The sequence below is a fragment of the Actinoplanes utahensis genome, from assembly GCF_016862455.1.
GTDB classification, from domain to species: Bacteria; Actinomycetota; Actinomycetes; order Mycobacteriales; family Micromonosporaceae; genus Actinoplanes; species Actinoplanes utahensis.
The window spans coordinates 41,550-67,127 of record NZ_BOMZ01000094.1; the positions used below are offsets into that span (position 1 = coordinate 41,550).

The 25,578-nt window shown below is 73.2% G+C and carries 7 protein-coding genes and 1 pseudogene; all 8 read right to left on the reverse strand.

Features of this window, described 5'->3' with window-relative positions; genetic code table 11:
* Positions 1–164: 164 nt before the first annotated feature.
* The 8 genes and pseudogenes from Aut01nite_RS34685 to Aut01nite_RS34720 all read right to left on the reverse strand — a co-directional run bounded on the left by Aut01nite_RS34685 (position 165) and on the right by Aut01nite_RS34720 (position 25,569).
* Positions 165–1,688 carry a sensor domain-containing diguanylate cyclase gene (locus Aut01nite_RS34685; protein WP_152629040.1) on the reverse strand — a complete coding sequence of 508 codons (1,524 nt, stop codon included), beginning with the start codon at positions 1,686–1,688 and terminating at the stop codon, positions 165–167.
* Positions 1,689–1,826: 138 nt separating this feature from the next.
* Positions 1,827–2,966 (reverse strand): MFS transporter, encoded by a 1,140-nt coding sequence (locus tag Aut01nite_RS34690; protein ID WP_043531415.1) that lies wholly within the window; start codon positions 2,964–2,966, stop codon positions 1,827–1,829.
* 2 nt (positions 2,967–2,968) lie between these two features.
* Positions 2,969–3,241: an inositol monophosphatase family protein gene (locus Aut01nite_RS34695; RefSeq protein WP_161790736.1), complete on the reverse strand. Its 273-nt coding sequence runs from the start codon at positions 3,239–3,241 to the stop codon at positions 2,969–2,971.
* Between the two features lie 37 nt (positions 3,242–3,278).
* A pseudogene (locus Aut01nite_RS43935) lies at positions 3,279–3,512 on the reverse strand (hypothetical protein); the annotation flags it as partial.
* A gap of 181 nt (positions 3,513–3,693) precedes the next feature.
* Complete coding sequence (locus Aut01nite_RS34705) at positions 3,694–3,870, reverse strand: hypothetical protein (RefSeq protein ID WP_161790737.1); 177 nt, start codon at positions 3,868–3,870, stop codon at positions 3,694–3,696.
* Positions 3,871–4,082: 212 nt separating this feature from the next.
* Positions 4,083–4,295: an MbtH family protein gene (locus Aut01nite_RS34710; protein WP_201775615.1), complete on the reverse strand. Its 213-nt coding sequence runs from the start codon at positions 4,293–4,295 to the stop codon at positions 4,083–4,085.
* A gap of 41 nt (positions 4,296–4,336) precedes the next feature.
* Positions 4,337–5,560, reverse strand: a complete 1,224-nt coding sequence (locus Aut01nite_RS34715) for an MFS transporter (protein WP_043531417.1) — start codon at positions 5,558–5,560, stop codon at positions 4,337–4,339.
* Positions 5,557–25,569, reverse strand: a complete 20,013-nt coding sequence (locus Aut01nite_RS34720; protein WP_043531419.1) for a non-ribosomal peptide synthase/polyketide synthase — start codon at positions 25,567–25,569, stop codon at positions 5,557–5,559. The genes Aut01nite_RS34715 and Aut01nite_RS34720 overlap by 4 nt, the downstream gene beginning before the upstream one ends.
* Positions 25,570–25,578 lie beyond the last annotated feature (9 nt).

Below are 25,578 nucleotides of genomic sequence, written 5' to 3' on the forward strand. Positions count from 1 at the left end.
GCCAGTTCGGTGGTCCGGTCGCCGCCGGTCAGCAGTCGGCTTCCCGCCGGTTCGGGGTGATCACGGTGGCGACGGAACGGCGAAGCACCCGAGGGTGCCCGCCTTCCGCCGGGTGTTTGCGGAGGTCACCCGATCTCGAGCAGGGGCCGCGAGGAGCAGGCGGGTCAGGTCGTCCGCGCCATGGCGTGCTTCTCCCGGTACATCGCCCGGTCTGCCTGGTCGAGGACGTACTCGACGGAGGTTGCGGGACCAGCAGACTCGTAGCTGACGACGCCGACACTGCCGCCGACCTGGACATCGTCGACGACGGCGACAGCGGCAGCGCGGACCCGGGCGGTCCAACCGTCGACGCTGGCCTCCGCCGGGAGCAGCGCGGCCACGATGAACTCGTCACCGCCGAGACGTCCGTGCAGGTCACCGGCACGGCCGGTACGCGCGAGGGACGCCGCCAGCCGGCGCAGGACCTCGTCCCCGGTGGCGTGACCATAGGTGTCGTTGACGCTCTTGAACCGGTCCAGGTCGATGAACGCCACGGCGAGCCGCTGCCCGCCGACGGCGATCCCGTCGAGGGCTTTGTGCAGCCAACGGTTGATGCCCGCACGATTGCACAGCCCCGTCAGCGAGTCACGTTCGGCGGCCTCCCGCAGACTGTTCATCCGCTGCTCGATGACCGTGGCCCGCGCGGCCTGCAGATGGTGGGCGGTCTCACGTGCCAGTTGCGCGCTCAACAGCTGCGCGAACGTCTTCATGATGGCCAGGTTCTGCTCACCCACCGGAGTCGTGCTGCTGCTGGCGCCACACAGGGTGCCCAGCAACTCGTCGTGAGCGTCGCGTACCGGCACGCTGACGAACGAGGTGATGCCCGTCTGCTGGGCGGTGGCGGCGCCGGGCCACGTCGCGGGCACGTCGGTGACCTCGGCGCGTCCTTCCTCCAGCGCACGACGGCACAGCGATTCCTGCCAACTCGACGTGCTGCCCTCCGCGACGACCAGGTCGCCGCTGTTGTGGGCGTAGGCGACGACCAGTTCGTCGGCACTGGTGTCGACCATGGTGAGAAAGGTCGATTCCAGGCCGGTGATGTCTTGGAGCAGTTGCAACAGCGGCCGGGTCAGCGACTGCAGGTCGCGTCCAGCGGCGACCGCGGCGGCCAACCGCCGCAGTCCCGGTTCGGCCGGCTGCCCCACGTGCTCGGTGAGCACACCGGTGAGGTAACCGGCGACGGCGTTCAAGGTCGCCTCGTCCCTCGGGTTCAGCGTGCGAGCGGGCGTCGTGGCCGCGCAGCACAACGCGCCACGCACCCGTCCCTCGACAGCCAACGGCACCCCGGCATGCGCCGCGACACCGAACGCGAGAGTGTGCGGATGCCCGCCCATCACCGGGTCAGCGGCAGCGTCACCGACCAGGACGGGCAGGTCACCGGTGGCTACCAGGTGACACAAGGTCTCCTCGACCGGGTGCGTCGTACCGACCGGCAGCACCGGCCCACCCGACCTGGACACACTGTGCGTCACCACCCGCTCCCCGGCACGGAACTCGCTGACATAGGCGACCTCCATACCGAGCTGCTCCACCAGCACCGTCAACGCCCGATCGATACGCTGCCCAACACTCCCCACCGCGGTACGCAGCAACTCGGCCAGCGCAGGCCCCGCCGCCATCGACGCCGTGATGTCCTCATGTGCCCGCATGCCGGCAACGGTCGGCACCACGACGACAAGCCTGAACCCGACAACCGACTCACTCCTCACCTGCCTCGAGATCGCACCGCATCCACTGAGGCGAATCCGGCCGGTCACATCGGCGTCCTTTCCGGTTCCACCGGCATGTCACGGTGTCGTGCCGCGAGTGAGCGGTCCGGCGAGAGCCATCAGCAGGAGGCCTGCCACCGCACCGAGCAGGATTCCGGTGCTCAGGTTCGTCAGTCCCGCGACGGCGCCGACGAGTGCCGGTGCGATCAGGAAACCGACCCGGCCCACCCACGTGAGGTAGGCGAGGTTGCCGGCGGTGAACTCGTCGCCGTCCGACCCGGCCGCGGCGAGAACCGTCGGGAAGAGAACCGACACACCGACACCGGCCATCGCGAACGCCGCGATCGCGGCGGCCGGGTGGTCACTGGCTGCCACACCGGCAAAGGCCGCAGCAAGCAGAGCGGCTTGGGCTCGAACGACTCGGCGCGCGCCGAAGTGCTCGATGAGCCGGTCGTTGACCAGGCGGCCCAGGGTCATCGCGCTCACGAAGGCCACGTATGCACCGGCGGCGATTCCGGCGCTGCCGCCCAGTTCGTCCTCGACGTACACGGCCGACCAGGTCGACGGCACGTCCTCGGCGAAAGCGACCAGCAACGCCACCGTTCCGAGCAGGACGAGCCGGCCCGGCCGCCGCCGTCGCGGTCGCACGTGTCCGGCCCCGGAGCGGCCGCCGATGCCACGATGACGCCAGATGGCCGGTAGCAGTGCGAGGGTCCCGGCGGCGAGCACCGCGGCCGAGGCGGTGAGCATCATGGTGATGGGTACGCCGAGGCCGGTGAACATCGCGGCGGCGGCGCTCGCGGAAACGGCGCCGATGCTCCACCAGGCGTGGAAGCCGTTGATCATCGGTCGCTCGTGGGTCTGCTGGACGGCGAGGGCCATGGTGTTCAGGGCGACGTCGATGAGGCCGTCGAGCATGCCGAAGAGCGCGAAGACGGTGATCAGAGCAAGGTACGACGCCAGCCGTGCCGGCGACCAGAGGACCGCGCAGTAGAGGAGGGTGCAGGTCGCGGCAAGGGGGCCGGCGCCCAGCCTTCTGGTGACCCGGCCGGCCAGTGGCCCGGCCAGCAAGGCGCCCACCGATGCGGCGGCGACGACCACGCCGATCTCCGGGTCGTCGAGTGCGGCCTGCCTCTTGATGGTGGGCAGATGCGGCAGCACGCTGGCGAAGAGTGCGCCGTTGGCGAAGAAGACGTACGTCGTGGCGAGTCGGCGCACTGTCAGGCCGCCACCGGGGTGCCGATGTGTCCGCCCACCTGCTCGGCGCTGCGACCGCCGCAGATCAGCGGTACGGCCCACCGATGGGCCTGGGTGAGATCGCCGAAGGTGGTGGACGGCTGCCACGCCCCGTCGCCGTGAGGTTGCAGGACGGTGCCGCCCGCCTCACGTACCAGGGCGAGTCCTCCGGCGACGTCCCAGATGGCGGTTGTCTCGTGAAGTTCAGCGCCACGACGACTCGTTGTTGCGGCACGGTCCGCAGATGGACCAGGCACCACCTGACCGAGAGCCTTCCGTTGCCGGAGGGAGGATTCAGGCGATGTGCCGTAGGCGGTGGCGGGGGACGCCTGCGGCGATGAGCCGGTCGGCGAGCGCGGCCGAGGGGTGGTCGAGGAAGACCGCGACGTGGTGGTCGTCGCCGAGGTGGCAGGCGGCGGCGATGGTGCCGAGGTTGATCGGGTCGAGTGCTTCCACATCAGCGAGATCCAGCACCAGCCGTAGGGGGCGGGTGTGGCGGATCGCTTGAACCAGAATGCGGCGAACTCCGACCGCATCAGCCGCATCGAGGACGCCGTACGGGTGAACGACGAACGTGCAACGGGACTGGTGTCGACGTCGACCAAGGCGGCCGTCATCTTGTTACCTTCCGTTATCCAGCGTTCTCCAGGTCGTCAAGATCAAGGCTTTCGTTGGGCGAGGTCGAGGCAACCTGGGGAAGTCCACCTGGTCACAGCAGGGTCACGGCCACTGTTCCCAGCATGCCGGTCCCGATCGCCAGGCACGCCAGCAAGCCCGCCAGAGACAGCCGGTGGTTGAGCACACGGTTACGCGCGATGGACTGGTTCATAACGGTCCATGCCGTCCCGCCGAGCAGTGTCATAGCGACTATCACGAGCATGATCATGCCGAAGGCCGTCCTCTCGACGTTGTCACATCGAGTGTTCGCCGATACACGCTCTTGAATGCGTGAGGACGGTTGAACAGTGCACGAATTACCGGTTATCCGACGTGGCGACGGCCGGAGAGGTGAGCTTGGTGACGTCCGTCGTCAGGGGCAACGAACCATGCCGCGACCGCGGGGCCGGGCCCGCCACACGGGGCGGGCCCGGCCACAGGTCAGGCCGGGGCCGCCCCGTCCATCTGCTCACGCAGGCTCCGCGGTCGCATGTCGGTCCACACCTCGTCGACGTAGGCGGAGCACTCGTCCCGGCTGCCCTCTTTACCGGTTCGGTGCCAACCCGCCGGGACCTCCTGTCCCAGCAGCCACAACGAATACTGATCCTCGTCGTTGCGGAGTACCTCGTAGCGGGCGTCCTCGTCCATCGTCATCTCCTTGTCGTATGGGCTTGCCTGATGGTGGGTGTTGCCGGTCAGTCGGGAATCGGCGCCGGTTGCCCGGCCGCCAGACGCCGCAGGACGGGGCTGGCGGTGACGAAAACCGTCACCACTGCCATGCCTGCGGCGCAGGCCAAGACGGCGGCCGCGCCGGGGGCCAGGGCGGCGAGCGCGCCGCCGAGTACCGGCCCGATCGCCCCGGCACCACCGGTGAGCAGCCCGAGCGCGCCGCTCAGCCGGCCCCGCAGCTCGTCCGGGGTGAGCAGCATCTGCTGCGTCACGATCGTGGTGTTGGCGGTCGGCGCGAGCAGTGCCATGAGGGCGAACAGAGCACCGATCAGGTATCCGCTCGTGACCAGCGCGGTCAGCGGGACGAGCACGGACACCGCCCAGAAGGCGGCGGCGACGGACAGGTACGGCCCGAGCCGCCGGTGCAGGTACGGGGCGAGGAGGGCGCCGGCCACCCCGCCGGCGCCCAGCATCGCCGCCATCAGCCCGATCTCACCCGGGGCTGCGCCACGGCGCTGCGCCAGGACGATCACCACCAGGTAGAAGGCGCTGAAGAACAGGTTCAGGATCACGGCGTACACGGTGGTGGACCGGATGACGGGATGCCGCCACATCCAGCGCAGTCCGGCCACCATCTCCGGGCCCAGCCGGCCCACCGGCTCGCGTGGCCGTACCCGCGGCGGCACCCGCAGAAAGGCCAGCGTGACGAACGCGACCACGTGGGCCAGCACGTCCACGGCGAACGGCAGGAACCGGGCGACGGCGAACAGCAGGCCACCGGCCGCCGTGCCCGCCACCTGACCCAATGAGGTCCGCGCGGCGTTGGCGGCTACGGCCGTGCCCAACTGCCCCTCCGGAACCAGGACCGCGAGCGTGGCGTCCTCAGCCGGCTCGAACAGCGCCGTGCAGACGCCGAGCACCGCTGCGACGGCCACCATGTGGGGTACCGTCGCCGCCCCCGCCAGCACCGCGGCGACCAGACTGGCGAGGGCGATCACCTGCGCCGCCTCGCAGACGAGCATCAGGCGTTTGCGGTTGCAGCGATCCGCGACCGCACCGGCCGGCAAGCCCACCACCAGCTGGGCGGCGGCGATGACACCGAGCACCAGGCCGGAGGCCGCAGTGGATCCGCTGACCGCGAGGACCAGCAGAGGGAAGGCGATCGCGGTGGCGTTGTGCCCGAACTCGGCACCGGCCTGGCTGAGCCAGAGCAGCCGGTAGTCCCTGTTACGGGAGAGTGGAACCGTCACCCCTTCCCCCGGCGGCAGTCCTCGGCGATCCCCCGCAGCGCGTCGCCGAAGGAGCCGGCCACCGTGGCGACCGTCGCGCCGTCGAAGGTCGTGGCCGGGTAGTACCAGGTGAACTCCAATTCTCCCCCGTGCACCGACCCCACCACTTCGAGGCCGTCCGCCCGCCGGTTGCGGGGATCGTGGTCCTGGCCGGGTGCCGGGTGCGCGTCGTGGTACAGCGTCGCCTGAGCCTCCTGCGCCCTGGCGTCCCACTGCCCCAGGTAGTTGAAGACCGTCGCCGGTCCGCGGTCATGGGCGGCGAGCCGGTCGCGTACCTCCTGAGCGCCGAGATAGCGCAGCGCGCCGTACCCGAATCCGTTGCCGGGGACGGCCCGTAGCTGCCGGCGTACCGACTTGACGAGGGTGCGCCACTGCCGCCCGGTGTCCACCGGGACCTCCAGGGTGATCGGATACATCGTGGTGAACCAGCCGACGGTCCGGGACAGATCGGTGTCGGGCAGGACGTCCTCCCGGCCGTGCCCCTCCAATCGGATCCGCACCCGGTTCTGACCGGTCCAGTCCGACAACGCCGAGGCGAGCGCAGCCAGCAGCACGTCGTTGACGCGGGTCCGGTAGACGCCCGGTGCGGTGCGCAGCAGCACGTCGGTGTCGTCGGCGGTCAGCGTCACCGAGACACTGCGGGTCGGCGCCGGCGGTGACTCCGCCGGTTCCTTCGCCGGTTCGTCCGTGGGAAGCGGTCCGAGGTCGGCGCCGGCGGCCCAGTACTCCACCTCGGCGTCGAGGGCACCGCCGGCGACGTGCTCGTGCAGGCGCCGGGACCACTCCTGGACCGAGGTGGTGCGAGCGCCGAGGTCGACCGGCTCGCCCCGGGACAGCTGCTGGTAGGCGGTGTCCAGGTCGTCCAGCAGAATCCGCCAGGAGACACCGTCCACCACCAGGTGGTGCACGACGAGGAACAGGTACGGCCGGCGGCCGGCACCCCGGTCGAACAACATCGCCCGGAGCAGTCCGCCACGGTGCAGGTCGAAGGACGCGTGCAGACCGTCGGCGATCTTCTCCATCTCGGCGCTCAGTTGCTCGTCGTCGCCGGTGGACGGCTGGTGCCGCCGCAGCACCGGCCCCGGTTCGGCGGGTGCCAGTTCCTGCCGCCAGTCCGTGCCGTCGCGCCGGAACACCGACCGCAGGGCGTCGTGCTGGACCACCAGCGCCTCCAGGGCCGCACCGAGCGCGGACTCGTCCACCCCGTCGGTGAGCTCCAGTAGCACGGCCTGGTTGAAGTGGTGCGGGTTGACGGTGTGCGTGTCGAAGAACCAGCGTTGGATCGGGGTGAGCGGAACCTCGCCGACGACCGGGGACCGGCCCGCCTGGTCGTCTGTCACCGCGGCCACCACCTCGGCGAGGGCCGCGATGCTCTGCCGGGTGAAGAGGTCCTTGGCGGTCATGTGCAGCCCCGCCTGACGGGCGCGGGACACCACCTGGATGCTGAGGATGGAGTCGCCACCGGAGTCGAAGAAGTTGTCGTGGACGCCGACCCGTTCGAGGCCGAGCACGTCGCCCCAGATCCCGGCCAGCCGGCGTTCGATGTCGGTACCCGGGGCGACATACCCCGCGCCGGTCTCCGGGATCGCCGGTCCGGGGGCGGGCAGCGCGCGGCGGTCCACCTTGCCGTTGGCGGTGACCGGCAGCTGGGGAAGGGTCACGAACAGGGCCGGGATCAGGTGCTCGGGCAAGGTCCGGGCGAGGAAGGCGCGCAGCGCCGGGGTGTCCGGCGGTGTGGCGCCCGGCACCGGCACGACATAGCCCACCAGGCGTTTGACGCCGGGCTGGTCCGCACGGGCCGTCACCACGGCCTGGGCCACGTCCGGGTGGGCGGCCAGCGCGGCCCGCACCTCGCCGAGCTCGATCCGGAACCCGCGGATCTTGACCTGCTCGTCGGCGCGGCCGAGGAACTCGAGCTGCCCGGAGGTGGTCCACCGCACCACGTCACCGGTCCGGTACATCCGGTTCCCCGCGCCGCCGAAGGGGTCGGCGACGAACCGTTGCGCGGTCAGGCCGGGCCGGCGCAGATATCCGCGGGCCAGGCCCGGACCGGCGACGTAGAGCTCCCCGGCCACCCCGGTGGGCACCGGTTGCAGGTGGGCGTCCAACACGTACACCCGGGTGTTGGTGATCGGCCGCCCGATGGGCGGCACCTTGCCGGTGGGCAGGAGAGCGTCGGTCCAGGTGGCTACCACTGTCGTCTCGGTCGGACCGTACGCGTTGATCATGCGCCGGTCCGGCGCCCAGCGCGCCACCAGCTCGGCGCCGGAGGCGTCGCCACCGACGATCAGGGTCGCCAGGTCCGGCAGCTCACCGTCTCCGACGGTGGCCAGCGCGGCCGGCGGGATCAGCGCGTGGGTCACCCGCCGGCCGGCCAGGACCTGCCGCAGCGGGTCGCCGACGAGCGGCCCGGACGGCGGCACCACCAGGGCGGCCCCGGCGGGCAGGGCCATGCACAGTTCCAGCACCGAGGCGTCGAAGCTGGGTGAGGCGAACTGCAGCACCCGGTCGCCCTCTCCGACGGCGAAGTGCTCGATCTCGGCGGCCGAGAACCCGGCGATGCCGGCGTGGGTGACGGTCACCCCCTTCGGCCGCCCGGTCGATCCGGAGGTGTAGATGAGGTACGCGGGATGCTCCGGCAGCAGCGCGGCGGTCCGGTCGGCGGCGGTGACCCGCTCCCCTGGTCGGGCGGCCAGCACCTCGATGACCGCCGGGTCGTCCAGCACCAGCCGCTCGCCCGTCGCGGGAATCCGGCCGGCGAGGTCCGAGCGGGTCACGGTGAGGATCGGCCGGGCGTCGTCGAGCATGAACGCGATGCGCTCCGCCGGGTAGTCCGGGTCGACGGGCAGGTAGGCGGCGCCCGCCCGACCGACCGCCAGCTGCGCCTCGATGATCTCCACCGATCGGGGCAGCAGCAGCGCGACGATCGACTCCGGGCCGGCGCCCCGCCCGATCAGCAGGCGGGCCAGGCGGTTCACCCGGTCGTCGAGCTCGGCATACCCGATCGCTCCGCGCTCGTGCAGGATCGCCGGGGCATCCGGGGTACGGGCTGCCTGCGCGGCGAACAGCTGGTCCAGGGTGGCCGGGGGCATTTCGGCGCCGGTGTCGTTCAGTTCGGTCAGCAGGTGATGCCGTTCCGCTGCCGGCAGCATCGGCAGGTGAGCCACCGGCCGGCCCGGGTCGGCGGCGATACCGGTGAGCAGCTCCACCAGGCAGGCGGCCATCCGCTCGATGGTGGCGGCGGCGAACAGGTCGGTGTTGTAGGTCAGCGCCATGTCCAAGCCGGCGGCCGTCTCCTGGAACTCCAGCGTGAGGTCGACGGCCGCCGTGGTCGTCGGGAGCTCCACCGGCTCGGCCCGCAGGCCGGGGAGGTCCGCCCCCGTGCCCGGCAGGTTCTGCAGCACCACCATCACCTGGAACAGCGGGGTCCGGCTGGGGTCGCGAACCGGTTGCAGCTCCTCGACGAGCCGCTCGAACGGCACGTCCTGGTGGGCGAAGGCGTCCCGTACCGTGACGCGCACCCGGTCCAGCAGGTCGGAGAAGGGCAGGTCACCGTCCACGTCGGTGCGCAGCACCACCGTGTTGACGAAGAACCCGACGAGGTTCTCGAGCTCGGCCCGGTCCCGGCCCGCGGTGACCGTGCCGACCGCCACGTCCCGCTGGCCGGTCCAGCGGCTGAGCAGCGCCTGGCACCCGGCCACCAGCGTGGTGAACAGGGTGCCACCGTGCTCCCGGCCGAGCAGCCGCAGCCGCTCGGCGGCCTGCGGGGCGAGACGCGCCTCGTGGACCGCGCCGTTCTGGGTCCGCACCGGCGGACGGGGCCGGTCGGTGGGTAGTTCCAGGGTGGCCAGCCCGGCCAGCGTGTCCCGCCAGTAGTCCAGCCGGTCGGCGAGCACCGCTCCGGTGAGCCGGTCGCGCTGCCAGGCGGCGAAGTCGGCGTACCGCACCGGCAGAGCCGGCAGCCGCGGCGTGCGGCCGACGAGCGCCGCGGCGTAGCACTCGGCCAGCTCGTCCAGCAGGACGCCGGTGGACCACCCGTCGGTGACGATGTGGTGCAGCACCAGAAGAAGTACGTGATCGTCGGCGGCGACGCGGATCAGCACCGGGCGCAGCAGTGGCCCGCCGGCGAGATCGAACGGGCGCTCCCAGGCCGCCGCCAGTACCTGCGCCATGCGCTCGTCGCGGTCCGGCGGCGGTACGCGAGTCAGGTCGGCGAGCTCCGGCGTGACCGGGTACGGGGGCTGGATCACCTGCCGGCCGTGGCCGTCCTCGGTGGTGCGGAACGTGGTGCGCAGCGAGTCCTGCCGGGCCACCAGCGCGGACAGGGCCGCGTCCAGTGCGTCGGTGCGCAGCTCACCGTGCAGGCGCAGCGCCGTCCCGGTGTGGTACTCGCTGCTGCCCGGTTCCAGTTCGTGCAGGAACCAGAGCCGCTGCTGGGCGAAGGAGAGCGGCAGCAGGCCGTCGCGCGGCGGCACGGCGACGGGGATGTCGGCCGGGGCGGCGCCGGGTCCCTCGACGGCAGCGGCGAGCCCGGCCACCGTGGGGTGGTCGAACAGGACACGCGGCGACAGTTGCACCCCGAATGCCGCCCGCAGCCGTGAGGTGACCCCGATGCTCAGGATGGAGTCGCCGCCGAGCGCGAAGAAGTCGTCCCGGGCACCGACCCTCGGCCGGCCGAGGACCTCGGCGAAGGCTGCGGCCACCAGTCGTTCGGCGTCGCTGCGCGGTTCGGCGTACGTCGGACCGGCCGCGCTGCCGAGGTCGGGTGCGGGCAGCGCCCGGCGGTCGAGCTTGCCGCTGACGGTCAGCGGCAACCGGTCGAGGGCGACGAAGACGGTGGGGATCATGTATTCGGGCAGCGACCGGCGCAGGTGGTCCTGCAACCCTCGGTCGTCGGGCACGGCGCCGCTGCCCGCCACGACGTAACCGACGAGGCGGGGGCTGCCGGGCTGGTCGGTCCGGGCCAGCACCGCGACGTCCCGGACCGCCGGATGAGCGGCGAGTGCCGCCTCGATCTCGCCGAGCTCGACGCGCAAACCCCGGATCTTGACCTGGGAGTCGACCCGGCCGAGGTATTCCAGCAGCCCGTCCGGCGTCCATCGGGCCACGTCCCCGGTGCGGTACATCCGGGTCCCGGCCGGACCGAACGGGTCGGCGACGAACCGCTCGGCGGTCAGGCCGGGCCGGCGCAGGTAACCCCGCGCCAGCTGGATGCCGGCGAGGTACAGCTCACCGGGCACACCGGCGGGCACCGGGCGCAGGAAACGGTCCAGGACATAGGCGCGGGTGTTCCACACCGGCCGGCCGATCGGCACCGGACCGCCGGCCCAGCCCGACGGGCAGGCGAACGAGGTGACGTCGACCGAGGCCTCGGTGGGTCCGTACAGGTTGTGCAGCGGCACATCGAGGATCCGCTGCCAGGCGGCCACCAGCTCACCGGGCAGGGCTTCCCCGCTGCAGATCACCCGGCGCAGACCGGTGCAGGCGCCGGCGGTGGGCTCGGCCAGGAACGCCCGCAGCATCGAGGGCACGAAGTGCACCGTGGTGACCGCCCGGTCCTGGATCAGGCGAGCCAGGTAAGCCGGGTCCCGGTGCCCGTCCGGGCGTGCCACCACCAGCGTCGCGCCGGTCATGAGCGGCCAGAAGAACTCCCACACCGACACGTCGAACCCGGCGGGGGTCTTCTGCAGCACCACGTCGTCCGGGCCGAGGCGATACTCGTGCTGCATCCACAGCAGCCGGTTCACGATGCCCTCGTGCGGCACCACCACCCCCTTGGGGCGGCCGGTGGACCCGGACGTGTAGATGACGTAGGCGGCATCGGCCGGGCCGGGCGGTGAGAACGCCGATGCGGCCGGCGCCGGCAGACCGTCCCCGTCGCGGACGGCTTCCAGCCGGTCCAGTACCAGGACGGGACGGACGTCGTCACACATGAAGGCCCTCCGCTCGGCGGGCAGGTCCGGCTCGATCGGCAGATAGGCCGCACCGCAGCGCAGCACCGCCAGCAGCGCGACCACGAGCTCCACCGAGCGCGGCAGGGACACCGCGACGAACCGGTCCGGCCCGGCGCCGGCGGCGGCCAGTCGCGCGGCCAGTCGCTCCACCCACTCGTCCAGCTCGGCGTAGGTCAGCTCACGGTCCTCGAAGACGACCGCCCGCGCCCGCGGGGTACGCGCGGCCTGCTCGGCGAGCAGCCGGGTCAGGGTGCCGCCCGGCAGCCCGCGACCGGTGTCGTCGAAGCCGCGGAGGACCGGCGCCAGGTCGGCCTCGGTCAGCCAGGGCAGCCGTCCCGGAGTCCGATGCGGATCGGCGCCGATCTGTCCGAGCAGGATGCTCAGCCGCCCGGTCAGCGCCGTCACGGTGTCCCGGTCGAACAGGCGCGGGTCGTAGGCCAGCTCGAAGCGCAGTGTGTCGTCGAGGTAGGCGGTGAGGCTGAGAGCGAACGTGGTCGTGTCGGCGCCGTCGGCCCGCACGACCCGCAGCCCCGGCTCCTCCGCACCGGTCCGGTCGGCGTCGATCGGATAGTTCTCGAAGGCGACCATGCTGGTGAACAGCTCCGTGCCCGCCGGCAGCTCGGTGCCGCCCCGCAGGTCCGCCAGCGACGCGTGGTCGTACCGCCGGGCCTCGCTCTGCCGCACCTGGAGGCGGCGCAGCCAGGACACGGCGTCCACGCTGTCATCGATCGTGACGCGGGTGGGCAGGGTGTTGATGAACATGCCGATCATCGACTCCACCCCGGGGAGTTCGGCCGGACGGCCGGCGACGGTGCTGCCGAAGACGACGTCCCGCTCACCGCTGTAGTGGGACAGCAACAGCGCCCACGCGCCCTGGACGACGGTGTTCAGAGTGAGGCCGTTGCGCCGTGCGGTGTCGTGCAGCCGGGCCGACTCCGCGGCGTCCAGCCGCATCCGCACCGACTGCGTCGACTCGGTGCGGTGGGTGCCGGCCGGTGCCCGGTCGTACGGCAACGGCGTCGGCGACCGCAGTCCGGCCAGCACACCGGACCAGTAGCGCCGCGCCTCGTCGCCGTCCTGGCCGGCGAGCCAGGACAGGTAGTCACGGAACGGCCGACGCGGGGTGAGCCGGGGCGCCCGGCCGGCCAGCGCGGCGGCGTACTCCTCGGCGACCTCGCCGAACACCGCGGCCGTGCTCCAGCCGTCCAGGACGATGTGGTGGGCGCTCCACACCAGCACCACCTCGTCATCGGTGACCCGGACGATCGTCAGGCGCATCAGCGGTGCGACGGTGAGGTCGAGACCCGCCGCTCGGCCGGCCGCGCACAGCCGGTCGAGCCCGGACTCGTGCTCGCCGGCCGGCCGGGCGCGCCAGTCGTGATGGACGACCGGGACGCGTACCCCGGTGTGCACCACCTGGACCGGCCGGTCCAGGCCCTCCCACGCCACCGCCGTACGCAGCACCGGGGTGCGGTCGACCACGCGTTGCCAGGCCTCGGCCAGCACGTGCGGATCGGGCACGCCGGCCAGGCGGACCCGGGTCTGATCCAGATAGGCGCCGGAGTCCTCGTCGACGAGACTGTGGAAGAGCATGCCGGCCTGCAGCGGCGTCAGCGGGTAGACGTCCTCGACGGCACGGCCGTCCCCGGCCAGCCGATCCACGGCGGCCTGGTCCAGGCGCGCGAGCGGGAAGTCGGACGGGGTGCGCCCGCCGGCCTCCGGGCGGGCACAGTGCGCCACGATCTCGGTGAGGGCGCGCAGCATCGCCTCGGCCAGCCGGCGCACGGTCGCCTCGTCGTACACCGCGCCCGGGTACGTCCAGTCGAGGTGCAGGCAGCCGTCGGTGACCGCACCGGTGATCTCGATCAGATAGCCGCGGTCGGTGTCCGGGGCGACGTCCTCGCCGATGCCGGGACACCAGGCGCGGTACAGGCCGTCCGGATCGTCCCCGCCGACCTCCCATTGACCGTGATAGTTGAAGCAGATCTGCGGCATGGCCTGGTCACGCAGCACCTCGGCCGGGGAGCCGGGTGTGCTCAGGTACCGCAGGGCGCCGTAGCTGAGGCCGCGGTGCGGCACCGTCCTCAGCTGTTCCTTGACCGCGCTGAGCACCGCACCCCAGGAACCGGACGGCACGGTGAGCGACACCGGGAACTCGGCGGTGAACCAGCCGACGGTACGGCTCAGGTCGACGGAGTCCAGTAGTTCCTCACGGCCGTGCCCCTCCAGGGCGATCGCCACCCGGTCCCGGCCGGTCCAGTCGGCCAGCACCCGGCCGAGCGCGCTGAGCAGCACGTCGTTGGCATGGGTCCGGTACACCGGGGGAACCCGGTGCAGCAGGGCATCGGTCTGCGCGCGCGGCAGCCGTACGGTGAGGGTCCGCGCCGACCCGGTGGTGTTGGCGCCCGCCCGGTCCACCGGCAGGTCCGCTGTCGCCGCTGCGGCCGCCGTCCAGTACGGCAGCGCGTCGTCGAGGCCACCCGCGGCCACCATGCCCGCCAGCCGGTGCGCCCAGCCGGTGTACGCGGTGCCGACGGGCTCCAGGCCGACCGGTCGCCCGGCCGCCAGCTGCTGGTACGCCTCCTGCAGGTCGTTCAGCAGGATCCGCCAGGACACGCCGTCGATGACCAGGTGGTGCACGGCGATGAACAGTTGCGGCGGCCGCTGCCGGCCGTGCTCGAACAGGACGGCCCGCAGCGTCGGGCCCGTCCTCGGGTCGAGCCCGCGCTGCGCCTCGACCGCGTGCCGGTGCAGGGCGGCCGCCCGGACGTCGTCGTCGGTCACACCGGACAGGTCCTCCCGGCACAGCCGCGCCCCGGTGGCCGGCACGGCCTCCTGGGTCCAGCCGTCCGCGTCGTGCCGCAGCCGGAGGCGCAACGCGTCGTGGTGCGCGACGACCGCGTCCAGCGCCGCGCCGAGCGCCTTCGGGTCGACCTCGGCGGGCAACTCGACGAGCATGGACATGGCGAAGTGACCGAGATGTTCCGGCTGGTGACCGACGAACCAGCGCTGAATCGGCGTGAGCGGAGCCGGGCCGGTGATCGGCTCGGCGGTCGTGCCCGGGGTGGCCGCCCTGGTGGCGACCAGGGCGAGCTCGGCGACGCTCTGGTGCAGGAAGACGTCCTTGGAGGTGATGCCCAGCCCGGCCTGCCGGGCCCGGGAGACGACCTGGATGCTCAGGATCGAGTCGCCGCCGAGGGCGAAGAAGTTGTCGGTCACACCCACCCGGGCGGCGCCGAGCACGTCCGCCCAGATCTCCGCGAGGCACCGCTCCACGTCGGTGCGCGGCTCCACGTACGCGGCTGCGAACTCGGAGGAGAGCCGTGGCTCGGGCAGCGCACGCCGGTCGACCTTGCCGCTGGCGGTCACCGGCAGCCGGTCCAGCACCATGAACACGGCGGGAACCAGGTAATCCGGGAGCGATCGCCGCAGCCAGGACCGCAGGGCCGCGGTGCCGGGATCGCGGCCACCGGCGGTGACCAGGTATGCCACCAGCCGCTGATGGCCGCCGTCGCCCGTGTGGGCCACCACCACCGCCGCGGTGACGTCCGGGTGGGTGATCAGGGCGGCCTCGACCTCCCCCGGTTCCACCCGGAAGCCACGGATCTTCACCTGTTCGTCGGCCCGGCCGAGGAACTCCAGCGTCCCGTCCACTGTCCAGCGGGCCCGGTCGCCGGAGCGGTACATCCGCTCCCCCGGTCCGCCGAACACGTCGGCGACGAAACGCTGCGCCGTCAGCCCGGCCCGGCCCAGGTAGCCGCGGGCCACCTGGGCGCCCGCCAGGTACAGCTCGCCGGGCACCCCGACGGGCACCGGAGCCAGCCGGTCGTCCAGCACGTACGCCCGCAGGTTCGGCAGCGGCCGGCCCAGCACCGGGCGCCCGGATCCGCCGAGCCGGGCCGCGACCGCGTCCACCGTGCACTCGGTGGGCCCGTACATGTTGTAGGCGATCACCCCGGCTGACGTCAGATCCCGCCACAGCGCCTCGTCCAGCGCCTCGCCGCCGACGAGCATCAGGCCCGGCCGGTGCCGCGGATCCGTCAGCAGGCCCGCGGCGAGCAGCTGCCGGGCGTACGACGGGGTGACGTCGACGAGGTCGATGCGGTGCTCGGCCACATACCGCACGAGGGCGCCGGCGTCCGTCCGTACCGCGTCGTCGAGGACGTGTACCTCGTGGCCACCGGCCAGCAGCAGCACCTCCTCCCACGACGAGTCGAAGGTGAAGGTCGCCGTCAGGGCCGCGCGAACCGGCCGGTCGCCGTGCCGGGCCGCGAAGTCCGCGAGTGGACCGGTCCGCTGATGCGCCAGGAGGTTGACCAACTGGCGGTGCTCGACGACCACGCCCTTGGGCCGGCCGCTGGAGCCCGAGGTGTAGATGACGTAGGCGGCGCCGGCGGGGCGGGGCGGGGCGCAGTCGGCCTCGGAGAGCGGGGCACCGGAGCCGGACAGCAGCTGCTCGCGGACCGAGGGGTCGTCCAGGACGAGCCGGGTCACACCGTGGTCCGCGTCGTGCCGGCCCGCGGTGATCGTCAGCATCGGGGCGGCGTCCCGCAGGACCAGGACGGTCCGGTCAGCGGGCTGCTCCGGGTCGATGGGCAGGTGGGCGGCGCCGGTCCGGGCCACCGCGAGCATGGCGACCACCAGATCCGCGCAGCGGGGCAGGAGCAACGCCACCACACGCTCCGGGCCGCACCCGTGGCGCAGCAGCAGCCGGGCCAGCCGGTTGACCCGCTCGTCGAGGTCGGCGTACGTCAGCGTCTCCGGCCCGCAGACCAGGGCGGTGGCGTGCGGGGTACGGACGGCTTGTGCCGCCAGCAGCTCCGGGAAGGTGCCCGCGGGCCCGTCCACCGCGGGGCCGCTCTGGTAGCCCGGCAGCTCCCGGCGCTCGCCGGGGGTCAGCAGCGGCAGCCGGCCCACCGGCGTGGACGGGTCGGCGACGACCGCTTCCAGCAGGACGCCGAGGTGACCGGCGAGCCGGGCCACGGTGGCGGCGTCGAACAGGTCGGTGTTGTACTCCACCGCCCCGGTCAGCGCACCGTCGCGCTCCTCGAACTCGAAGGTGAGGTCGTGGCTGGCCGTGATCACCGGCGGCGGCAGCTCGCTGACCTCGAGGCCGGCCAGACGGGGCGCCTCGGACGGCAGGTTCTGCAGCACGACCATCACGTCGAACAGCGGATTGCGGCTGGTGTCGCGGGCCGGCCGCAGCTCGTCGACGAGCCGCTCGAACGGCACGTCCTGGTGGGCGAAGGCATCATGCACGGTGGAGCGGACCTGGCGGAGGAAGCTCGTGAACGGCTGCCGGGGCGCGACCGGTGAGCGCAGCACCACGGTGTTGACGAAGAAGCCGACGATCCGGTCCAGGCCCGGGTGTTCGCGGCCGGACGTGACGGTGCCCAGGGTGATGTCGTCCTGCCCGGACCAGCGGCTCAACACCACCTGGCAGGCCGCCACCAGCGTGGTGAACAGGGTGCAGTCGTGGTCGCGGCCCAGTTGCCGGAGCCGGGCGGTGAGCGCGGCGGGCATCCGGAACTCGTGGGACGCGCCGGCCGAGGTGCGCACGGGCGGCCGGGGGCGGTCGGTGGGCAGTTCCAGCGGAGCCGGCCCGGCCAGCCGCGTACGCCAGTAGGCCGTCTGGTCGTCGAGAACAGCGCCGGCGAGCCGCTCCCGTTGCCACACGGCGAAGTCCGCGTACTGCACGGGCAGGGCGGGAAGCCGGCCGGGACGGCCGTGCAGCGCCGCGTCGTACAGCTCGCCGAGCTCGTCGGCGAGCACCCCACCGGACCAGCCGTCGGTCACGATGTGGTGCAGGACGAGCAGCAGCACGTGGTCGTCGCGGCCCGCGGTGATCAGGGTGGCGCGCATCAGCGGGCCGGTGCGCAGGTCGAAGGGACGCGCCGCCTCGGCGGCGAGCAGGTCGGCCAACGCCTCCGGTCGGCCGGTCACGTCGTGTGCCTCGAGCACGATCGGGTACGGATCCCCGACGGTCTGGACGCCCCGCCCGTCCACGGTGTCGAACGTGGTCCGCAGCGACTCGTGCCGGGCGACCAGCGCGGTCAGCGCCGCGGCGAGGGCCTCGGCCCGCAGCGGCCCCCGCAGGCGCAGTGCCAGCGGCGACAGGTACTCGGCGCCACCGGGCTCGAACTGGTCGAGGAACCACAGCCGCTGCTGGGCGAACGACAGCGGCAGCGCACCGGTGCGCGGCACCGGCGTGACCGGCGGCACCCGCGGCCGGCCGGCGGCGTCGTCGAGCAGCGCCGCCAGCGCGGCCAGGTCCGGCGCGTCGAAGACCGCGCGGGGCGACACGCGTACGCCGGACTCCTCCCGCAGCCGGGAGGTGACCCGCATGCTCAGGATGGAGTCGCCGCCGAGGTCGAAGAAGTTGTCGGTGACACCGACGCCGGGTACGCCCAGCACCTCCGCCCACACCCGGGCGGTCAGGCGCTCGGCGGGGGTGCGGGGCGGTGCCGGTGTCCCGCCGCCCGCGCCGCGGAAGTCGGGCTCCGGCAGTGCCCGGCGGTCGAGCTTGCCGCTGCTGTTCACGGGCAGCCGGTCGACGCCGACGAAGGCCGCCGGGACCAGGTAGTCCGGCAGGGACCGTCCGAGCCGGGCGCGCAGGTCACCACTGGGCGGCAGGGTGCTGCCGGCCGCCGGGACCAGGTAACCGACGAGCCGCCGGACCGACGGCGCCGACTCGTGTGCCACCACCGCCGCGGCGTCGATGTCCGGGTGCGCCAGCAGAGCCGCCTCGATCTCGCCCGGCTCGATGCGGAACCCCCGGATCTTGATCTGCTCGTCCGCCCGGCCGAGGTACTCCAGGAGGCCGCCGGCGGTCCAGCGCACCAGGTCCCCGGTGCGGTAGAGGCGTCCGCCGGGCGCGCCGAAGGGGTCGGCGACGAAACGCTGCGCGGTCAGGCCCGGCCGGTCCAGGTAGCCGCGGGCCACCTGGGCGCCACCGACGTACAGCTCGCCGATCACTCCGGGCGCCACCGGCCGCAGGCCGCGGTCCAGCACGTACGCGCGCTGGTTGCGGCCGGGCCGCCCGATCACCGGCCGGTCGGCGTCGGCGAGCCGGCAGGACACCGAGTCCACCGCGCACTCGGTCGGACCGTAGTAGTTGTAGCCGGTGACACGGCTGGCGGCGAGCTCGCGCCACAGAGCCGGCTCGGCGGCCTCACCGCCCAGCATGACGACCCGCGGATGCCGGTGCGCCGGGTCGAGCAGACCGGCCGGGATCAGCTGGCGGGCGTACGAGGGGGTGAGGTCCAGCAGGTCGACGTGCCGCTCGGTGATGTAGCGCACCAGCGCGTCCGGGTCGAGCCGGACCTCGTCGTCGATGACGTGCAGCCGGTGCCCGGCGGCCAGGAACAGCAGGCCCTCCCACGAGGTGTCGAAGGAGAACGCCGCGGTCAGTGCCACGGTCAGGGTCCGGCCGGCGGCGCGGCTCTCGGGTTCGATCAGCTCGGTGAGATGGTCGAAGTAGAGGGTGCTCAGCTGCCGGTGCTCGACCAGGACGCCCTTGGGCCGCCCGGTGGAGCCGGAGGTGTAGATGAGGTACGCGGCGTTGCCGGGCCGCAGCGGGGCCCGCCGGTCGGCGTCGGTGGGCGCGGTGTCGGGACAGCGCCGGAGCACCGCCTCGATCGCCGGGTCACCGGGCAGCAGTGCCGGCAGGTCACCGGCGTCCGGTGGCGCGGCGCCGAGCACCAGGGCGGCGCGGGCGTCGCGGCAGAGCAGCGCGACCCGGTTCGCCGGCAGAGCGGGGTCGACCGGCAGGTGGACGGCTCCGGCCTTGAGGACGGCGAGGATCGCGACGACCGTGTCGGCGCTGCGCGGCAGGGTGACGGCGACCACCTGTTCCGGGCCCACGCCTGCGTCGATCAGCAGGTGGGCGAGCCGGTTGGCCCGGGCCTCCACCTCGGCGAAGGTGAGCCGGACGTCCCGGAACACCAGAGCGGTGGCGTCCGGGGTACGCCGCGCCTGTTCGGCGAAGACGTCCGGGAACATGGTGAGCGGCATCTCCAGGTCGGTGCCGCTCCACTCGGCGAGCACCTGCTGCCGCTCGTCGGCGGTCATCCAGTTCAGGTCGCCCACCGGGCACCGCGGGTCCTCGGCGACGGCCAGCAACAGCCTTCGCAGCCGGCCGGCCAGGACCCGTGCGGTGCCGGCGTCGAACAGCTGCGGGTCGTACGCCAGCTCGAGCTCCAGCCCGCCGGCGAGGTGGGCGCTCAGTGCCAGCGGGAAGCTGGTGGTGTCGGTGCTGCGCACGTCGCGCAGCGCGAGTTCGCCGGAGGCCACCGCGTCCGCGTCGTACGGGTAGTTCTCGAAGACCACGACGCTGTCGAACAGGTTCGTTCCGGACGGCAGGCCGGTGCAGGCACGCAACTGGGCCAGGGAGACCCAGTCGTAGCGGCGCGACTCGCTCTGCGCCGCCTGTAGCTCCCGCAGCCATACCGCCACCGGCCGCCGTTCGTCGACGGCCACGCGGGTGGGCACGGTGTTGATGAACATACCGATCATCGACTCGACGCCGGGCAGGTCGGCGGGGCGGCCGGACACGGTGGTGCCGAACACCACGTCGCGCTCCCCGCTGTACCGCGACAGCAGCAGCGCCCACGCGCCCTGAACCAGGGTGTTGACGGTCAGGCCGTGCTGCTGGGCGGCTCGTTGCACCATGGCGGTGCCGGCCGCGCCGAGCCCGGTACGGACGGTCTCGGCGGACTCGGCACGGTGCGCTTCGACCGGCTGGCGGTCGTAGGGCAACGGGGTCGCCGCGGTCACGTCGGCGAGGACGGTCCGCCAGTAGCGGTGCGCCTCGTCCTCGTCCTGCGCGGCCAGCCAGGCGAGGTAGTCCCGGAACGGCCGGCGGGGAGCCGGCCGGTACGACCGATCGCGGATCAGGGCCGTGTACTCCTGCGCGACCTCGGTGAAGACCTGGCCGACACTCCAACCGTCCAGGAGCACGTGGTGCGAGGTCCAGAGCAGGAACACCTCGTCCTCGGCGGTCCGGGCGACGGCCAGGCGCATCAGTGGCGCCCGGGTGAGGTCCAGCGCCGCGGCCCGGTCGGCGGCCAGCAGGTCGTCGCGGGCCCGGTCGCGCTCGGACGCGGTGAGTCCCCGCCAGTCGTGGTGGGTGGTGGGCAGGGCGACGTGGCGGTGCACCACCTGCAGCGGCCGCTCGACGCCCTCCCACACCACGGCGGTACGCAGCGCCGGCGTCCGGTCGACGACCCGCTGCCAGGCGGTGGCCAGCGCCTCCGGGTCGGTGACGCCGGCCAGCCGCATCCGGGTCTGGTCGGCGTACACGCCGGAGCCGGCGTCGACGAGACTGTGGAAGACCATGCCGGCCTGGAGCGGCGTCAGCGGGTACACGTCCTCGGCGCTGCGTCCGTCACCGGCGATGCGATCCACGCCGGGCTGGTCCAGCCCGGCGAGTGGGAAGTCAGCGGGCGACCGGCCGCCGGCCTCGGGTTCCCGGCAGTGCGCGACGATCGCCCGCAGCGCGTCGAGCATGGCGTCCGCCAGGGCGCGTACGGTGCGCCCGTCGTGCACGTCCTCCTGGTACTGCCAGCTCAGATGCAGCTCACCGGCCTCCACCAGGCCGGTGATGTCGAGCAGGTAGGCCGGGCGCCGGTCCGGGTCGACGTCCGGTCCGACACCGTCGTGGCGGGCCCGGATCAGCCCGGTGCCGGCGGCCGGCTCGTCCCATCGGCCGTGATAGTTGAAGCACACCTGCGGCAGAGCACGCCCGCGCAGGGCCGTCGCGGAGGGTGCCAGGTAGCGGAGCGCCTCGTAGCTGAGCCCGCGGTGGGGTACCGCTCGCAGCCGCTCCTTGACCGCGAGCAGGGTACGGCCCCAGTCCCGGCCGGCCGGCAGGTCGACGGTCACCGGGAACTGGGTGGTGAACCAACCGACGGTACGGCTCAGGTCGACGGAGTCCAGCAGTTCCTCGCGACCGTGTCCCTCCAGGGCGATCGCCACCCGGTCCCGGCCGGTCCAGTCGGCCAGCACCCGGCCCAGCGCGCTGAGCAGCACGTCGTTGATCTGTGTGCGGTACACCGGGGGAACCTCGTGCAGCAGTGCCTCGGTGTCCGACCGGCCCAGCCGCACCGACACCGTACCGGCCGACGCCACCGCGCCGGTTCCCTCGCGGTCCACCGGAAGCGGCTCCGGATCGGGGCAGGCCGTCCAGTAGGGCAGGGCGTCGTCGAACCCGCCGGCGGTGACATGCGCCTCGAGCCGGTGTGCCCACTGGGCGAACGAGGTGCCGGCCGGCGTCAGCGACAGCGGCCGGCCGGCGGCGAGCTGACGGTAGGCGGTCTCCAGGTCGTCGAGCAGGATGCGCCACGACACCCCGTCGATGACCAGGTGATGGGCGATCAGCAGGAGTTGCGGTGCCCGGTCCGGCGCGCGGAGCAGGACGGCGCCGAACATCCGCCCGGTGGCCGGATCGAGGTCGGCGCGCAGTGCGGTGGCCGCGTCGAGCCGTTGGTCGGTATCGCAGCGGCGCAGCCGGACCGGAGCGGGATCGGCGGCGGGTTCCTGGGCCGGCTCGCCCGGGCCGGCGGTGACCGCGAGACGCAGTGCCTCATGGTGCCCGGTGACGGCGCGCAGCGCCTGTTCCAGGACGGTCTCGTCCACGTCGGGGGCCAGATCCAGGGTCATCGACATGGTGAAGTGCCGCAGCAGCCCGTACGTGTCGAGCAGCCAGTGCTGGATCGGGGTCAGGGGTGCCGGACCGGTGAGGACGGGTGAGCTGCCGGGTGTGGGCGCGGCACGCACCAGCGGCGCCAGTTCGGCGATGGTCTGGTGCAGGAAGACGTCCTTGGAGGTGATGCCCAGCCCGGCCTGCCGGGCCCGGGAGACGACCTGGATGCTCAGGATCGAGTCGCCGCCGAGGGCGAAGAAGTTGTCGGTCACGCCCACCCGGGCGGCGCCGAGCACGTCCGCCCAGATCTCCGCGAGGCACCGCTCCACGTCGGTCCGCGGGGCGACGTGAGCCGTCTCCTCGCCGGTGGGCGCCGGCGGTTCGGGCAGGGCGCGGCGGTCCAGTTTGCCGGTGTGGGTGGTCGGCAGGCGGTCCAACGGGACGAACGCGGACGGCACCATGTAGTCCGGCAGCAGGCGGCGCAGCGCCGCCCGCAACGCGGCGGGGTCCGGGCGGTCTCCGCCGGCGCCCACCACGTACGCGACCAGGCGCTGGTGCCCGGTGTGGTCGCCGCGTGCCGCCACGGCCGCCCCGGCGACGCCGGGCTCGGCCAGCAGGGCGGACTCGATCTCCCCGAGCTCGATCCGGAATCCGCGGATCTTCACCTGGCCGTCGCCGCGGCCCAGATAGTCGAGCATGCCGTCCGCGGTCCACCGGACCCGGTCGCCGGTGCGGTACATCCGGGTTCCCGGCGGGCCGTACGGATCCGCGGTGAACCGTTGCGCGGTCAGCCCGGCCCGGCCGTGGTAGCCGCGGGCCACCTGCGCGCCGGCCAGGTACAGCTCGCCGGCGACGCCGGCCGGCACCGGTGCCAGCCGGTCGTCGAGCACGTACGCCCGGAGGTTGGCCAGCGGTCGCCCGACCGTCGGCCGCGCCGCGTCGGAGACCTGGCAGGACAACGCGTCGACGGTGCACTCCGTCGGCCCGTAGAAGTTGTACGCCGTGGTGTCGGGCGCCGCGCGCAGCCGGCGCCAGAGCGCCTCGTTGAGGGCCTCGCCACCGAGCATCAGCACGGCCGGGTGGTGCCGGCCCTCGTCGAGCAGCCCGGCCTGCAGCAGCTGCTGCAGGTAGGACGGGGTCAGGTCGAGGAAGTCGATGTGGTGCCCGCGGATGTAGGCGACCAGGGCGGCCGGGTCGAGGCGGGTGGTCGCGTCGATGAGGTGCAGCTCGTGCCCGTCGGCCAGCAGCAGCGGCCCTTCCCAGGACGTGTCGAAGGAGAACGAGGCGGTCAGGGCGGCCCGCAGCCGGCGCCCGGCGGCGGCGGTCAGCCCGTGCCGGTGGTGGTGGAACAGGTTGGTCAGCTGCCGGTGCTCGACCGTGACTCCTTTGGGCCGGCCGGTGGATCCGGAGGTGTAGATGACGTACGCCGCGTGCCCGGGGGTGAGGGGGGCGGGCCGGTCGGCGCCGGCCGGCGGGTGGCCGGGGAGCGCGGCGAGCTCGCGCCCGGTGGCGGGGTCGCTCAGGTCGACGCGGGCGGCACCGTGCGGCACGTCCAGCGGTCCGGCGCTCAGCAGCAGGACGGGCGCGGCGTCGTCGAGCACGAACCGGATCCGGTCGGCCGGCAGGTCCGCGTCCAGCGGCAGGTACACGCCGCCGGCCTTGGCCACGGCGAGCAGGGCCACCAGGGCGTCCGCCGTCCGTGGCAGTGCCACCGCGACCACTCGTTCCGGGGCGGCGCCGTGCCGCAGCAGCAGCCGGGCCAGCCGGTTCGCCCGGGTGTCCAGCTGACGGTAGGTGAGTGTCGTGTCCCCGCACACCAGGGCGGTCACGTCGGGGGTGCGCCGCACCTGCTGTTCGAAGAGGTCACCGAACGTGGCGGCGGGCCAGTCGGCGATGGGACCGGTCCCGAGATCCAGGAGCTGCTGCCGCTGCCCGGCGTCGAGCAGCGGCAGGTCACCGATGCGGCGGTGCGGGTCCACGCCGAAGCCGGCCAGCAGGGTCAGCAGGTGGCCGGTCATCCGGGCGACGGTGCTCGCGTCGAACAGGTCGGTGTTGTACTCGACGAAGCCGGAGAGGGCGCCGTCGTGCTGCTCGAACTCCACCGACAGGTCGACGGTGGCGGCCCGCCGGGTGAGCGGCACGTCCGCGACGTGCAGCCCGCTCATCCGGGGCACGGCCCGCTGACTGCCGTGCAGCAGGACCATGACGTCGAACAGCGGGTTGCGGCTGACGTCGCGCGGCGCGCCGGCGGCCTCGATCAGCCGCTCGAAGGGCACGTCGCCGTGCGCCACGGCGTCGAGGGTGGTGGCGCGCATCCGGCCGAGGAGCTCGGCCACGGTGCAGCCGGGGTCCACCCGGGACCGCAGCACCACGGTGTTGACGAAGAAGCCGACGAGTCGTTCCAGGCCGGCGCCGTCCCGGCCGGACACCACCGTGCCGAGGGCCACGTCGTCCTGTCCGGTCCAGCGGGAGAGCAGGACCGTGCAGGCGGCGGTCAGCGTGGTGAAGAGCGTGGTGTCGTGGGCGCGGGCCAGGGCGGTGAGCCGGTCGGCGACGACGTCCGGCACGGTGAACGGGTGCACGGCGCCGTTCGAGGTGCGCACCGCGGGCCGGGGCCGGTCGGTGGGCAGATCCAGGGTCGGCAGGCCGGCCAGCTGCCCGGTCCAGTAGTCGGCGTGCCGCCGCGCCGCCGCGCCCGCCGCCTGGGCGCGCTGCCAGACGGCGAAGTCGGCGTACCGCGTGGTCAGCTCCGGCAGACTGCTCGGAGTCCCCGTCCGGGCCTGCTCGTAGAGGGCGCCGAGGTCGTCGGCCAGCACGCTCATGGACCAGCCGTCGGTGACGATGTGGTGCGCGGCCAGCAGCAGGATGGTCTCCTGGGGCGCCAGCCGGAACAGCGTCGCCCGGAACAGCGGTCCGGCTGCCAGGTCGAAGGGCACCGAGTAGGCGGCGAAGAGGAGGTCGTCGAGGGCGGCCCCGTCCCGGCTTCGCTCCTCGAGATCCACGACCGGTACGGCGCACGGCGACGCCGGGTGCACGATCTGCACGGCCCGGCCGTCCACGTCTGCGAACGTGGTGCGCAGAGACTCGTGCCGGTCCACCAGCCCCCGGATCGCCGCGGTGAGCGCGGCCTCGTCGAGCGGCCCGGTCAGCCGCAGCGCCAGGGCGCTGTTGTACTCGGAGTCACCGGGCGCGAATCGGTCCAGGAACCACAGCCGCTGCTGCGCGAACGAGAGCGGCAGCGGCTGGTCGCGCCGGGCGGCCGGGATGCGGCCGGTGGCCGCGGCGGCCGGCGTGGACCCGGCGAGCCGCTGGCGCAGGGCGCGCTGGAGGTGCTCCGGGAGGGCGGCGATGCGGCTGTGCTGGTCGGCGGACATCCGAGGCTC

Bases quoted from the DNA above. Each gene is read 5' to 3' on its own strand.
- Aut01nite_RS34705 (WP_161790737.1), bottom strand. From the start codon at position 3,870: ATGATCATGCTCGTGATAGTCGCTATGACACTGCTCGGCGGGACGGCA.
- Aut01nite_RS34720 (WP_043531419.1), bottom strand. From the start codon at position 25,569: ATGTCCGCCGACCAGCACAGCCGCATCGCCGCCCTCCCGGAGCACCTC.
- Aut01nite_RS34710 (WP_201775615.1), bottom strand. From the start codon at position 4,295: ATGACGATGGACGAGGACGCCCGCTACGAGGTACTCCGCAACGACGAG.
- Aut01nite_RS34685 (WP_152629040.1), bottom strand. From the start codon at position 1,688: ATGCGGGCACATGAGGACATCACGGCGTCGATGGCGGCGGGGCCTGCG.